Source organism: Ochrobactrum sp. MYb379, assembly GCF_037479515.1.
Taxonomy (GTDB): Bacteria; Pseudomonadota; Alphaproteobacteria; order Rhizobiales; family Rhizobiaceae; genus Brucella.
Window position 1 is genome coordinate 481,023 of sequence record NZ_JBBGYW010000004.1, and the last position, 13,833, is coordinate 494,855.

A 13,833-nucleotide genomic window follows, 5' to 3' on the forward strand; every position below is an offset into this window, starting at 1 on the left:
TTATTGGAGAGAGAAGCAATGAACGACTACAGCCAGTTCGCCAAGCTCAGCCCATTTGAACTTAAAGACGAGCTCATCAAATTGGCGTCCACCAAAACCGATATGGTTATGCTTAATGCTGGACGCGGCAACCCTAACTTCCTTGCGACCCTTCCTCGTCGGGGCTTTTTCAGGCTTGGTCTTTTTGCTGCGACAGAGTCTGAACTCTCCTTTTCCTACATGCAGCAGGGTATTGGTGGCTTGCCGCGCATTGAAGGCATTGAAGCGAGATTTGAACGTTTTCTGGCAGATAATCGCGATCAGGAGGGCGTCGATTTTCTGCGCCGCGCCATCAGCTATGTTCGCGACCAGCTCGGTTTGTCGGCTTCAGACTTTCTGCATGAAATGGTTGAAGGAATTTTGGGTTGCAATTATCCGGTTCCGCCGAGAATGTTGCGTATCAGTGAAGATATTGTTCGCCAATATCTGATGAAAGAAATGGTTGGCGGACATATTTCAGGCAAAGATGTCGATGTGTTCGCGACCGAAGGCGGCACTGCTGCCATGACTTATGTTTTTGACACGTTAAAGAAAAATCACCTTGTCAAAAAAGGCGATAAAGTTGCTATCGGGATGCCAGTTTTCACGCCCTATATCGAAATCCCTGAGCTGGATGCTTATGGTCTGGAAGAGGTGGCGATTAATGCCGATCCAGATGCAGATTGGCAGTATCCGGACGCCGAACTGGACAAGTTGAAAGACCCTTCAATCAAGGTCTTCTTTTGCATCAATCCAAGCAATCCACCCTCTGTGAAGCTGGATGAGCGTAGCTTGCAGCGAATTGCAGATATTGTGAAAAATCATCGTCCGGATCTGATCGTGTTGACGGACGATGTTTACGGCACATTTGCCGATAATTTCAAATCGCTATTTGCTATTTGCCCCAACAATACAATTCTCGTCTATTCCTATTCGAAATATTTTGGCGCAACAGGTTGGCGTTTGGGAACCGTTGCTCTCCACCACAATAATGTGCTTGATAACACTATTGCCAAGCTCCCTGATGATGCCAAAGAGGCACTAGAAAGGCGCTATTCGTCAATTGTGACTGATGTATCATCACTCAAATTTATCGATAGATTAGTTGCGGATAGCAGAACAGTCGCCTTGAACCACACAGCTGGCCTCTCAACCCCACAACAGGTGCAGATGGTGTTGTTTTCATTGTTTGCTTTGATGGATGAACAAGATAGCTACAAAGCGACACTTAAGCGTGTTATCCGTCGCAGGCAAGCAGCGCTTTATGCCGAACTGGGCATAGATATGCCTGACAATGAAAATTCCGTTGATTATTATACTCTTCTGGACCTCGAGAAGATTGCAAGGAAACTTTATGGTGATGACTTTGCAGTATGGGTGAAACAAGAGTTTTCTGCCAATGAGCTACTATTTCGTATCGCTGATGAAACGGGTATAATCCTGCTGCCAGGGCGTGGGTTCGGTACACAGCATCCGTCGGGGCGCGCATCTCTCGCAAATCTGAATGAGTTTGAGTACGCCGCTATTGGTCGGTCATTGCGGAAAATGGCCGATGAATATCATGCTGAATTTTTGAAGAAAAAATAAACATTGCGGCTTCTACTCCCTTGCAAGATCTGGCATTTGCAAGGGAGTTTTTTATTTCGTCAGGTATATCTATGATAGCCGTTTATTCCAAAGCATTATTCATAATATCCAAAAATATCTAAATGATATATTTTCTATTCTGGAGATTATTGATTGGTCGAGGCTTCATTCAATAAGAGTGTTGGTTCCAGCTTTTCGAGTCCTTGATAAGGGTTTGCGTGGATTGCTAAGATCCATAAGCATAAAGTTGCACTACAAGAAAAAATGGTAAGAGCTGTGTTTCCTGCACGGCGTCTGTCTGCATGTGTAGCCGCAATCGTAATGATGGTCATTGCGGTGAGAATAAGCACGAGATACCATTTATATGCGTCAATTGATGTCCTCCCGACTGCCAGCCTGGTGTTTCTTGCATCTTGTAGGATATCAAAATCGTTCAGTACATGCGCGACGATCGGGGCTGCAATATCCGATTTTCCAAGAGCCAGTATATTGTCTCTGATGGTTTGTAATGCAGCTTCAACGGAAGTGGCTGGACGAAGATTAATATTCTTGGTCCATTCGTCATCCATTACGGCCTTTCTGTATAGTAAAAGTGCCTTTCTCATCTCGACAGCGTTTATTTCTGGTGAGCCAGCGATCCCAATTAATCGCTCAATGGCAGACCGTTCATCGATAGTCGCCTGTTCCGCTTTTGCAGAGTTCGCCCATATGTCCGCAGCCACGAAACCCAGAGCCAGTGCCCAGGCTGTTGCAACAGTTCCAATGAAAGCACCAATTGGAATTGTTTGATTGTAGTCTTTGCGTTGAGCAAGGATATACAATACGAAATACCCAACCAAAAAAAATATCAAGCCAAGGCCTGTGAATGCCAATAGCGACTTAAAGATCGAGAACCCAAATAGCGCAGCCATTCTTTTACCGTTTCAAATTAATAAGTACTTTCGCAGTTTGACTTTAACGCCCCTAACCGCCGCGTCCCTCATAACCGTCGCCACGCATGCTGCGTTGTTTTAGCAGCGCTTTGAGCGCTACAATTTGATCATCAGTCCAACCCTCTATGCCAGTGACTTCCAACCAGGCATTAAGATAGTGTTCGGGCGCAAAAACATGACCATATCCCATCGGCACGGTGTCGGCTAAAGGCATATCAATCAGCATCTGAAGCATACTTACAATCGGATACCAACGAAGGTCTGGTGATACATCCGGTGCTCGTGGTGATTTCATCCAATCGGCTTCTCGATAAAGCAAACTCTTATCAAAAAAGGTAATCGCATCACTGCCGTATTGCAGATATATAAAGCGTAGATCGCCCCACGGCTGGGTGTTTCCTTCCGGCGTTCCTGATTGATTCATAAAACGCACAAAACGTCCGTTCTGAAAAACAGGAAGCCATTCGGTCGAACCGGGCGCCCTATTTTTTGTCAGCGATCGCCATTTTTCACTTGGGAAAGGAGGGCCGCTCCATACTGCGCCATCTATAGGATCACCCAGAACATCGAAGAATGTAATTGAGCGCTGTGAATTGAACGCACCTAAGCTAAGTCCGTGCAGATAGAGCTTGGGACGTTGTTCTTTAGGTAGCGTCTTCCAATAGTTATAAACTGTTCTAAACAGGGCCTCCGACGAGACCAGCCCGTTTTCGGGTTGAAATAGCAGGGAGAGTGGGCTGTTTAAATAGGAATACTGCAACGCAATGCTGGCAACATTGCCTTTAAGCAGAAACTCTAGTCCATCAATCGCTGACGGATCGACCCAACCAGTACCCGTGGGAGTTATGATAACCAATGCATCACGCTCAAAAGCTTTAAGCGCGATTAATTCTTCCAGCAATAATGATGCTCTTTGCTCGGGGGTTTCAGCTATCTGTAAACCGGCATATAGACGTATAGGTTCGAGAGAAGTTTGCCGCGTAAAGCTGCTGATTTCCTGTGCCGTTGGCCCGGAGGCCACAAACTCTCTGCCAGTGCGTCCTAATTTCCGCCAATCCAGTTTTGACTGTGGATTTCCTGCTCGTTCTGCGATCAGTGGCTGCGGTCTGTCAGGCTCTACCAATGCATCCAACTGCCGAAAAGAACTGTCCATTACTTGAAATGAGTATCTGATCAGCACGCCGTTTGTGATCGTGTAGATAAGCAAAATTGTTAAAAATACACCGATAACAATAGAAACTCTGGGGGGAAGGAGCCAGTTCAGTTTGCTTACGATGTACCGTCCTAGCCAAATTAATCCCCGCGCCAAAAATAATAGAATGCCAAAACACACAATAGCAATCCATGTAACGCTCAGAGGATAAGCGCTATCGACTGCTTCCATTCCTACTACACGCCTGACCGAATTTTGCCAGTCAGCGGCATGATAGAGAGCTACAAGCATGATAACGATGCAGACCGTAGCGGCGCATAATTTCCAAATCCTGGTAAAATATTGATCCGCGACTGGTAATTCGAGATACTGCCAAAGATTACGTATCGCGACGCCGATACCATAACCTGCGCTGAAAGCGATTCCAGCCAATACGCCCTGCACTTCAAAAGTGCGAGGTATCAAGCTCGGTGTTAGCGCAGCAGCAAACAGTACTGATCCAAAAAGAAGGCCAATCCCCGAAATGTTTCGAATTAGCGTCACTGCTTGCCGTCGCATGAAGTATATCCCCCGAAATTCTGCAATTATAGGTTTATTCGGCATTGGTGTATTCTGTAAATAAAAATGCGAACTAATTAATAGCTAACCGATAATGGAAAATTGCGCATTCACTTTGCATTCTGCCCGCGGCTAAGACTTTTGTGATTATGCAGGACCGAGCATGATGAAAGTCTCGCTTTTGCTCACACCTTGAAGTGAACGGATTGTAGAGATGACTTCATTCAACTCTGAGATGGTTGAGACTTCGAGCTCGGCGATGACATCCCAAATGCCATTGGTGTTGCACAGGCTGGTTAGTCCGGGAACACGCTTAATTGCGGCAATGGTGGCCTTAAGTGATGCACCTGACATTTCGATTAGCATAAAGGCGCGGATCTGGTCTTTTCCGATGTCATCGCGAACGCGCACCGTAAAACCTTTGATGTCCCCATTGGCCATCAAGCGGTCGAGGCGTTTTTGAGCCGTCGCGCGCGCGACGCCGAGGAGTTCTGCCAGCTGTGGAACGGACGCACGACCATTGATGCGCAATTCTGTAATCAGTCTCTTATCCAGTTCGTCCATCGTTCGCACTTTCTTTTTCGTAATTATTTCTGACTAAATCGTCAGTATATTATAAAAATAATCACTTTATATTCTTTTTTGTCAATGAGATTGTAGCTAATGATTTCATCCAAGGGGAATGTAAAAGTGACTCCTAAAATGCTGCAAGCAGGAGGAGTGCGGTATTATTCCCCGTTCAGGCCGGTTACAAGGCTGTGAAAATTGCGTCAACAGCTCCGTTCGGAGCTTTCGTAGGGAACGTTGATAATGAAAATGGCGAGACTTATTTCCACGGCGCTTGTTGCGCTTGGCATTTCTTTCTCCGCACATGCGGCAAAAGCTGATGATCTGGAAAAGATCCAGAAGAACGGCAAAATGACAATTGCGCTTTCGGGCGTGTTTCCACCTTTCAGCTTTGTTGATGAAAAAAATCAGGTCGTCGGCTTTGACGTTGACATCGGTTCTGAAATTGCGCGCCGTCTGAAGGCAGAGCCTGAAATCGTAACCACTGCCTGGGATGGTATTATTGCCGGTCTGGTCACGGGTCGTTTTGATACGATCGTTGGATCGATGGGCATTACTGACGAGCGTAAGAAGGCGATTGATTTCGTCGGGCCTTACTACCGTTCTGGTCTGGCGCTGTTTGTGCGTAAGGGTGATGCGGTTAAGTCGCTTAATGAGCTTGAAGGCAAGACCATTGGCGTGACGCTCGGCGAAACTTCCGAAAAGTGGGTTCGTGAGCAGGGGAAATATGAAGTCCGCACTTATAAAGGCCTGCCGGAAATGCTGCTCGATCTTGGTTCGGGCCGTATTGATGCCGTTGTCGCCGACGACGTTCCAGTTCTCGTTGCAATTAGCAAAAGCAATGCGCCAATCGATCAGGTTAAGGACGATCAGCTGCCGCGCTACGACATTGGTATTGCCGTGCGCAAGAACAATCCAGAGCTGCGCGATGCCATGCAGAAAGCTCTCGATGATATGATGGCAGATGGAACATACAAAACCATCTCTGAAAAGTGGATTGGTGCGGATATCCGCTAATCTTAAACTTGGTTGCGAGCGGCTTATTAGCCGCTCCACCTTCGATAAACGCGACATCACTGTTGATGCCGCTCAAGCTTCCCCCAGCTTTTGGCTTTGACATAATGTCACGCAATCGCTCGGAGAATGCTCTCGTTCCTAAACTTTGTCATATGCATCTTCTGGCACCTTGCCGGATTGTTCAGATATGGCAGATGCTTCCTGAGTTGGAGCAGAAAGGTTGAAGGATGGATATCGCACTCATTGAGCGGATTTTTCCCTTCATTGTTCAGGCAGGGTGGGTCACAGTTGAGCTGACTGTCGTGTCATTGCTTATTGGCCTCGTTGTTGCCAGCCTGTTGGTGACTGCCAAGTTTTCGCGTTATACAGCCGTTCGATGGATCGCAACCGCTTATATCAGCGTCATGCGTGGTACGCCGCTTCTGGTACAGTTGTTCCTCGTTTTTTTCGGCGGACCGCAATTCGGCTTCGAATTCACGCCCTTTGTCGCTGGCGTGATCACAATGGGCTTCAATATCGGGGCCTATATGTCTGAAGGCATGCGCGGCGCAATTCTGGCCGTTGATAAGGGGCAGAATGAAGCGGCACGGTCGCTTGGCTTTAGTCGTGTTGGAACGATGCGCCTTTTTATTCTGCCACAAGCTGCACCCTTGATGATCCGCTCGCTCGGCGTCAATACGGTTATTTTGACAAAAAGTACTGCACTTGTGTCCACGATTGGCGTGGTCGAATTGACTTACACCGCGCAGCGTTTTGTGACTTCGACTTATAAGCCGTTTGAGGTTTTTGCGGTGGCGGCGGCGGCATACATTGTCATTATCGCTGTCATTTCCCTGATCATTCGCGGCCTTGAAATCTACTTCAGTGCAGACAAGAGGGCAGGGGCATGAGTCTCGATTTTACCGTTGTTCCGCCCTATGCCGAACTGATGCTGATTGGTCTGACCTGGACGGTTCTAATAACACTGCTGGCTGGCTTAATTAGTATTGTGTTGGGAATCATCATTGCGATTGTAACGTTGCATGCACCCAAACTGATCAGCCTGCCAATACGCGGTATTGTGTTTCTGTTCATGGGGACGCCACTGCTTTTGCAGCTTTATTTGCTCTATTATGGTCTGTCCCAAATCGGCATTATGGTGCCAGCTTTCTGGACCGGCGTCTTAGGCCTTGGTATGCACTACGCGGCTTATAATGCCGATATTTTCCGTGCATCCCTTCAAGCTGTTGATAAAGGACAGATGGAAGCTGCACGTTCGCTTGGTTTTGGAAGCGGCGCGTCACTGCGCTATTTCATCATCCCTCAGGCGATTCTGACTGCGCTGCCGCAAGTCGGAAATAACAGCATTATCCTGCTCAAGGACACAGCCGTTTTGTCGGTGCTTGGTATCACGGAATTGGTGCTGAGTGCACAACGTGGCATCAGCGAAACTTATCGTCCTTTTGAGTTCTACTTCGTTGCAGCCGTTCTCTATTACCTCGTCAATCTTCTGATGGAATGGTTTTTGAGTAAAGCGGCCAAGAAAGCGGAAGCTATCCGATGAATACACAGCCTCCTATGATCGAACTGCGTCAGATCAGAAAGTCCTATGGCGATATCGAAGTGCTGAAAGGCATCGATCTGACTGTAGCCAAAGGTAAAATCGTTTCCATTATTGGCCCCAGCGGCTCAGGCAAAAGCACGCTTTTGCGTTCTATTAATATGCTGGAAGAGACCAATAGCGGCGAAATCTGGCTGGATGGGCATCAGGTCAATCGCCCGCTGAAGGGACGCGCTTTTGAAAAGCACATCAACCATATCCGTCAGGAAATGGGGATGGTGTTCCAGCAGTTTAATTTGTTCCCACATCTGACTGTTCTCCAGAATATCATGGTTGGCCCGATGAAGCTGAAGGGCTTGTCGAAAGCTGTTGCACTGGAACGTGCCAATAGTCTGCTTGCGAAGGTCGGACTTGTCGATAAGGGCCATGCCTATCCAGCACGACTTTCGGGCGGCCAAAAGCAGCGTGTTGCGATTGCCCGCGCACTGGCGATGCAGCCCAAGGTTATGCTGTTTGATGAAGCAACATCCGCGCTTGATCCCGAACTGGTTGAAGAAGTGAACCAGGTGATGAAGCAGCTCGCAAGTGAACACATGACAATGCTGATTGTTACGCATGAGATGCGCTTTGCAGCGGAAGTCTGTGATCATGTGATGTTTATGGATGGCGGTGTGGTTGTTGAACAAGGTTCACCCGATCAGGTTCTGTCCAATCCAACGGAAGAGCGCACGCGCGCATTCTTGCGTAAGCATCTGTCTCATTAGAATTTGAAATTAATGCCTTAAAGGCGTGTTGCGCTGATTGCGAACACGCTTCGATCAAAGGAGATTTGATCTATGACTGCAAATATTACAAACGGCGCGCCCAACGCCGTAACGATGGTGCACAACCATATTAATGCGCAGCATGTTGAAGAACTGGCGCTGCGTCTTGTTGGCTGGAGCAGCGAAACCGGAACGCCGGGCGAAGCGACATTCTCCGACCATCTGGTTTCTGTATTGAAGGAAATTCCATATTTCCAGCAGAACCCCGATAATATTCGTACGATTGCCAGCCATGGTGATCCGCTAACGCATAATGTCGTCGCACTGGTGCGAGGTAAGGGCAAGCATACGCTCGCTTTGGCAGGTCATTTTGATACGGTTGCGACTGATAATTATCACGAGTTGAAATCGCTTGCCTGCGAAAGCACCAAACTTAAAGATGCGCTGATTGCGGATTTATCCAGGCGTTCACGCTCTGCACAGGAAGAGCGCGCATTGGAAGATTTGCTGAGCGGCGACTTCCTTCCGGGACGCGGTATGCTTGACATGAAAAGCGGCCTTGCCGTTGGTATCGCTTGCGTCGAAAAATTTGCCGAAGATGAAGATCGCAGCGGCAATCTCCTGCTTGTTTTCACACCGGATGAAGAACGCGAAAGCCGTGGTATGCGCTCAATGCGCAATGCGCTGCCTGCAATTGCGCGTGACTTTGATATTGAAATTGCAGCAGCAATTAATCTCGATGTGACGTCTGATCAGGGCGATGGTCAGGAAGGCCGCGCGGTTTACGCCGGAACGATTGGTAAGTTGTTGCCGTTTGCCTTGGTTATTGGCCTCAGTTCGCATGCGAGCTACCCATATGAAGGTGTCAGTGCGCAGGCGATGGCTGCGGGTATTTTAGCACGTTTTGAGGGCAATGCTGCTCTTGCAGATCGCGACGAAAATGATATTTCACCACCGCCTATCTGCCTTGAAGCAAAAGACTTGCGCGATGGCTATGAAGTCACAACACCGGAACGCTTCTGGATCGCATTGAATTGGCTTTACCATGCCATGACAGCAGAAGAACTGTTTGAGCGCTTCAAGAGTGAAGTGCTTGCAGGGGCCACGCAAGCAGTTGAACGTTTTGCAGCCCAGTCCGAAGCTTTTGGCAAGCTGATCGGCAAACGTGCGGGTGCAATTCCGGCAGCTCCGAAGCTCATCACATTCGAGCAATTACGGCTTATGGCTGCAGAAGTAGCAGGCGATAAGTTCGAGGCGCTTTACGGCGAACAGGAAAAGCGCCTTTCACACATCGATAATCCTTTGTCCGTCAGCCGCCAGTTGACTGAATGGCTGGTGGGTGTGGCGCATCTGTCCGGGCCAGCGGTCGTCGTCGGCTTTGCCGGTCTTCATTATCCTGCAAGCCATTTGGATGAAAAGCAGGTGAATGACCGTGCATTCAAACAGGCGATTGATGTGACAATGCAGCAGTTTGCAAATTTTGCAGATCAGGCATTGGTCTGGAAGCCATATTTCCAAGGCATTTCAGACATGAGCTTCCTGGGGCAGGCGACGCTGGGTCAGGATCTCGTTTCACTCAATACACCAGTTGCACGTTTGGTTGATCATCCGGCAAGCGATGCATTGCGGTTCCCTGTCGTTAACATCGGTCCTTGGGGGCGTGAATTCCACCAGAAGCTGGAACGCGTGCATGCGCCTTATGCATTTGGGGTGTTGCCGCAGGTAGTATCGATGATCGCCGAAGAGTTTTTGTCTAAGCGTGACTGAAGTTCAGCACCAAACCATCCGATAGAGGATTAACAAGATGACCATTGAAAAGCTGAACATTGTCCCCTTCGTCAGCGTTGATAATATGATGAAGCTGGTTTTGACCATTGGTGTCGAGACCTTCCTCAAAGAACTGGCGGATGTGATTGAAGAAGACTTCCGCCGTTGGGAGCAGTTCGACAAAACGCCACGCATTGCATCGCATTCCGATGAAGGTGTGATTGAGTTGATGCCGACAAGCGATGGTACGCTTTACGGCTTCAAATACGTCAATGGTCATCCAAAGAATACCAAAGAAGGTCGTCAAACTGTAACCGCTTTTGGCGTCTTGTCTGATGTTGGCAATGGCTATCCAATGCTTTTGACCGAGATGACGATCCTGACTGCCTTGCGCACCGCCGCAATGTCGGCAGTTGCGGCTAAGCATCTTGCAAGGCCAGATTCAAAAACGATGACCATCATTGGTAATGGCGCACAGAGCGAATTTCAGGCACTCGCATTCAAAGCGATTGTCGGTGTTGAAAACCTGCGTCTCTTCGACATTGACCGTTCTGCGAGCGAGCGCTGCGCGCGCAATCTCGCCAACACCGGACTTTCAGTTTCGATCTTTGGCACCTCCCAAGAGGCTGTTGAAGGCGCTGATATCATCACGACTGTGACGGCAGACAAACAATATGCAACGATCCTGAGCGACAACATGGTTGGTCCGGGCGTACACATCAATGCTGTTGGTGGTGATTGCCCTGGCAAGACGGAACTAAACAAGGATATCCTGTTGCGCTCCGACATCTTTGTCGAGTACCCACCGCAGACCCGCATTGAAGGTGAAATTCAGCAGCTTGATGCGGATTATCCGGTGAAGGAGCTGTGGGAAGTCATTACTGGTGGCATTCAAGGTCGCTCATCAGAACGCGCGATCACTCTGTTCGATAGCGTCGGCTTTGCGATCGAAGATTTTTCCGCACTTCGCTATGTTCGTAGCAAGCTTGCTGAAACAGGCTTGTTTGATGAGCTTGATATGCTTGCCGATCCCGATGAGCCACGCGATCTTTATGGAATGCTGCTTAGATGCGAGAAGGCCGCTAGTAACCTTTAATAGACTAATTTTCTCGTCGGCACATGCGTTGAACATAAGAGTTAGTTTCCGGCGACTGAAATATGTGTAACAAATATGGCGTCTTAGCTCAGCATACCGCTAAGACGCCATATGTAGTCCTGGCTAGCGATGATCTCGGTAATAGGCGGGTAACCGGGGTATATGATCTTAATAAGCCTATGGATGCTTTGACTGCTCTTGTGCAGGTTCATGGTGCACGTATCCGGCAGATCAGTCCCTGGCTGACAGTCGTTTCAACATTTTAAGCGCGTTTTTGAAGAAAATTGAAAACATGAGTATTTTTATCTGAAAAAACTGAAACCTGTTTCGTTCTTTAGGTAAGAGGCTTTCAGGCGATGCAATTGCATTGCTCCTCATACTGAAGAGTGAAGGGTTTTAGAAATGCGTGCTAAGGGCATTGTGAGACGAGGTGTGGTTGCGGCGTTGTGGATGAGTACCGCAATTGCGATCATTGGAATGGCTACTCCAGCTCTTTCGCAGCATGCTGAAAGCAAGTCTTTTACTATCCACCCACAATCTCTTCAAAATGCTCTTGTTGTTTTTGGACAGCAGGCTGGGATGCAGGTATCGGTTGATGCTTCTGCGTTGCGTGGCCTCACCTCGGCAGGTGTTTCCGGATCGTTAACTCCACAGGCAGCACTTACACGTCTTCTGACAGGTTCAGGGTTAGAATATAAATTCGCGGGACCCAAGACAGTTCTGATTGCAAAACCCGGCATACAGGCCAGTGGTTTAAATGCTGAAGGCACCACTGTTCTGAACACAATTACAGTTCAGGGTAGCGGCAACCAGACTGAAGGTTCCAATCTCTATACGATTGAGTCCATGAATTCTGCGACTGGATTGGCGCTCTCGCCGCGAGAAACTCCCCAATCCATAAGTGTGATTACACAACAGCGCGTCAAAGATACAAATGCGCAAAATATTACAGATGTGTTGAAATCCAGCCCCGGCATTTTTGTAAATGAAACAGATGGTTATCGATCAGAACCATATGCCCGTGGCTTTTATATCGACCGCTTTCAATATGATGGCGTGACGATCAATGTGCAGAATGGCTGGCATGGCGAGCATTCCAATGAGAGTGCATTTTACGATCATGCTGAAATCGTCAGAGGCTCGACTGGCCTTATGACCGGCGCTGGCAATCTGTCTGCATCCATAAATTTTGTTCGTAAACGTGCCGACTCCAAAACTCCGCATGGGTCGATCACAGCAAGTGCTGGTTCTTGGGACAATTATCGAACGATTTTGGACTATTCTTCGCCTTTAAATAGGGAGGGTACGGTTCGTGGGCGCGTGATTGGCGTACTGCAAAATAAAGAAGCGTTTTTTGATCGCGAGCACATGAAACGCGGCGCGATCTATGGAACCGCAGAAATAGATGTCTCTGAAGATACGCTTGTCACCATTGGCGCGGATTATCAAAAACGAGATACCGATGGTGCGCAGTGGGGTGGAATACCGGCCATGATGAGTAACGGCCAGCCTGCCAACCTCCCGAGATCATTCTCTACATCAACGGATTGGACTTATTATAAAGCTGAGACATGGAATGTCTTTGGGCGCCTTGATCATGAGTTCGATAATGGCTGGAAACTGCGTGCGGATGCGCTGCAACGTGGCAGCAACTATGACATGAAGGGGAATTTCCCGCGTGGGGTACTTAACCCGGATGGTAGTGGGATCAGCTTTGCTCCAAGCTATATGATTGCGGATGCAGAGCAGCGTGTCCTTAATCTTAATTTGTCAGGCGACTTCGAGCTGTTTGAACGACAGCATGAATTCACGGCCGGACTGACGAGTGACTATGCCAAGCAGAATTACTATTTCCGCTCGAGAAAATCGCTCACCCCGATTGTGAACCTGTTCGACTGGAACGGTTCGATGGCAGAACCAGAATGGACAAACCCATATTACTACCTCACGGAAACTAAACAGCAGGCGGCCTATGTTGCGACACGGCTCTCGTTATATGATGGGCTTCACGCGATCGTCGGAAGCCGGTTTACAAAGTGGGAACAGAACACTTATGGAACCATCGCCACCGGCAATGAAGTTATCCCTTACGTTGGATTGACCTACGATCTGACTGATAATTTGACTGTTTATGCGAGTTATACGGACATTTTTGCCCCGCAAACCAATCTTGACAGGTATGGCAATTTTCTCGATCCAAAAACAGGAAAAAGTTACGAGATTGGATTAAAGGGTGAGTTTCTGGATGGTCGGTTGAATGCTTCTGCTGCGGTCTTCCGCACACTCCAGGACAATGTCGCCGTTACAGATACTGGTTATTACGTACCCGGCACATCCAGTCAGGCCTATATTGGCGCCAAAGGTGTTGAAACGAAGGGTATTGAAGCCGAGATTGGTGGAGAGATCGCTTACGGCTGGAATGCCTGGCTGAGTGGAACCTATATGGAAAGCAAAGATGCTGACGGAGTTCGGGTCAATCCACAAATTCCACGCGCTACCGCTGGTCTGTTTACCACTTATGACTTGAAGGATCGCTTGGACGGGCTGACGCTGGGCGGTGGGGTCTGTTGGCAGGGCGGAACATCAAGGCCAATATCTACTGGTACTGAGACTGTAGACTTCAAGCAATCTGGATTTGCGACAGTCGATCTCCTTACACGATATAAATTTACCGACAGCATGGAAGCACAGCTCAACGTTAACAACGTATTTGATAAAAAGTACTCCCGATTAACGGAAGACGGTCTCCTGTTTTACGGAGCACCCCGCAATTTTAATCTTACTCTAACTGCGAAATTTTGAGCACATATAATGTGTGACGAGGCTTCGCGGCA

At 48.3% G+C, this 13,833-nt stretch carries 11 protein-coding genes; 8 read left to right on the forward strand and 3 right to left on the reverse strand.

The features are described from left to right. The first annotated feature begins 18 nt into the window (after window positions 1-18). Window positions 19-1,605: a bifunctional aspartate transaminase/aspartate 4-decarboxylase gene (locus tag WH356_RS12155; protein ID WP_339511083.1), complete on the forward strand. Its 1,587-nt coding sequence runs from the start codon at window positions 19-21 to the stop codon at window positions 1,603-1,605. A gap of 146 nt (window positions 1,606-1,751) precedes the next feature. Here WH356_RS12155 and WH356_RS12160 read toward each other — a convergent pair whose 3' ends face one another. The 3 genes from WH356_RS12160 to WH356_RS12170 form a co-directional block, all read right to left on the reverse strand. Then, complete coding sequence (locus WH356_RS12160; protein WP_339511085.1) at window positions 1,752-2,516, reverse strand: bestrophin-like domain; 765 nt, start codon at window positions 2,514-2,516, stop codon at window positions 1,752-1,754. A 52-nt stretch (window positions 2,517-2,568) separates the two neighbouring features. Beyond that, complete coding sequence (locus WH356_RS12165) at window positions 2,569-4,248, reverse strand: alpha/beta hydrolase (protein WP_339511087.1); 1,680 nt, start codon at window positions 4,246-4,248, stop codon at window positions 2,569-2,571. Window positions 4,249-4,395: 147 nt separating this feature from the next. Further along, a complete protein-coding gene (locus tag WH356_RS12170; RefSeq protein WP_250044181.1) occupies window positions 4,396-4,812 on the reverse strand; it encodes an Lrp/AsnC family transcriptional regulator in 417 nt (138 codons plus the stop codon). 252 nt (window positions 4,813-5,064) lie between these two features. Here WH356_RS12170 and WH356_RS12175 point away from each other — a divergent pair, with 252 nt between their 5' ends. The 7 genes from WH356_RS12175 to WH356_RS12205 all read left to right on the forward strand — a co-directional run bounded on the left by WH356_RS12175 (window position 5,065) and on the right by WH356_RS12205 (window position 13,801). Continuing rightward, the gene (locus WH356_RS12175; RefSeq protein WP_339511195.1) at window positions 5,065-5,832 is read left to right on the forward strand and encodes a transporter substrate-binding domain-containing protein; all 768 of its coding nucleotides are present in this window, start codon (window positions 5,065-5,067) and stop codon (window positions 5,830-5,832) included. Between the two features lie 227 nt (window positions 5,833-6,059). Then, the gene (locus tag WH356_RS12180) at window positions 6,060-6,722 is read left to right on the forward strand and encodes an amino acid ABC transporter permease (RefSeq protein WP_339511092.1); all 663 of its coding nucleotides are present in this window, start codon (window positions 6,060-6,062) and stop codon (window positions 6,720-6,722) included. Then, window positions 6,719-7,375, forward strand: coding sequence for an amino acid ABC transporter permease (locus tag WH356_RS12185; protein ID WP_339511094.1), 657 nt, complete (start codon window positions 6,719-6,721; stop codon window positions 7,373-7,375). The genes WH356_RS12180 and WH356_RS12185 overlap by 4 nt, the downstream gene beginning before the upstream one ends. Next, a complete protein-coding gene (locus WH356_RS12190) occupies window positions 7,372-8,136 on the forward strand; it encodes an amino acid ABC transporter ATP-binding protein (RefSeq protein ID WP_339511096.1) in 765 nt (254 codons plus the stop codon). Before WH356_RS12185 ends, WH356_RS12190 begins: the two co-directional genes overlap by 4 nt. Before the next feature lie 84 nt (window positions 8,137-8,220). Continuing rightward, window positions 8,221-9,903: a M20/M25/M40 family metallo-hydrolase gene (locus WH356_RS12195; protein WP_445253667.1), complete on the forward strand. Its 1,683-nt coding sequence runs from the start codon at window positions 8,221-8,223 to the stop codon at window positions 9,901-9,903. Between the two features lie 37 nt (window positions 9,904-9,940). Continuing rightward, complete coding sequence (locus WH356_RS12200) at window positions 9,941-10,999, forward strand: ornithine cyclodeaminase (RefSeq protein WP_339511100.1); 1,059 nt, start codon at window positions 9,941-9,943, stop codon at window positions 10,997-10,999. Between the two features lie 450 nt (window positions 11,000-11,449). Further along, entirely contained in the window at window positions 11,450-13,801 is a 2,352-nt protein-coding gene (locus WH356_RS12205) for a TonB-dependent siderophore receptor (protein WP_339511102.1), read from the forward strand. Window positions 13,802-13,833: the final 32 nt, after the last annotated feature.

Coding starts and splice junctions, on each gene's coding strand:
- WH356_RS12175 (WP_339511195.1), top strand. CDS start 5,065: ATGGCGAGACTTATTTCCACGGCGCTTGTTGCGCTTGGCATTTCTTTC.
- WH356_RS12205 (WP_339511102.1), top strand. CDS start 11,450: ATGAGTACCGCAATTGCGATCATTGGAATGGCTACTCCAGCTCTTTCG.
- WH356_RS12180 (WP_339511092.1), top strand. CDS start 6,060: ATGGATATCGCACTCATTGAGCGGATTTTTCCCTTCATTGTTCAGGCA.
- WH356_RS12200 (WP_339511100.1), top strand. CDS start 9,941: ATGACCATTGAAAAGCTGAACATTGTCCCCTTCGTCAGCGTTGATAAT.
- WH356_RS12185 (WP_339511094.1), top strand. CDS start 6,719: ATGAGTCTCGATTTTACCGTTGTTCCGCCCTATGCCGAACTGATGCTG.
- WH356_RS12155 (WP_339511083.1), top strand. CDS start 19: ATGAACGACTACAGCCAGTTCGCCAAGCTCAGCCCATTTGAACTTAAA.
- WH356_RS12160 (WP_339511085.1), bottom strand. CDS start 2,516: ATGGCTGCGCTATTTGGGTTCTCGATCTTTAAGTCGCTATTGGCATTC.
- WH356_RS12190 (WP_339511096.1), top strand. CDS start 7,372: ATGAATACACAGCCTCCTATGATCGAACTGCGTCAGATCAGAAAGTCC.
- WH356_RS12170 (WP_250044181.1), bottom strand. CDS start 4,812: ATGGACGAACTGGATAAGAGACTGATTACAGAATTGCGCATCAATGGT.
- WH356_RS12165 (WP_339511087.1), bottom strand. CDS start 4,248: ATGCGACGGCAAGCAGTGACGCTAATTCGAAACATTTCGGGGATTGGC.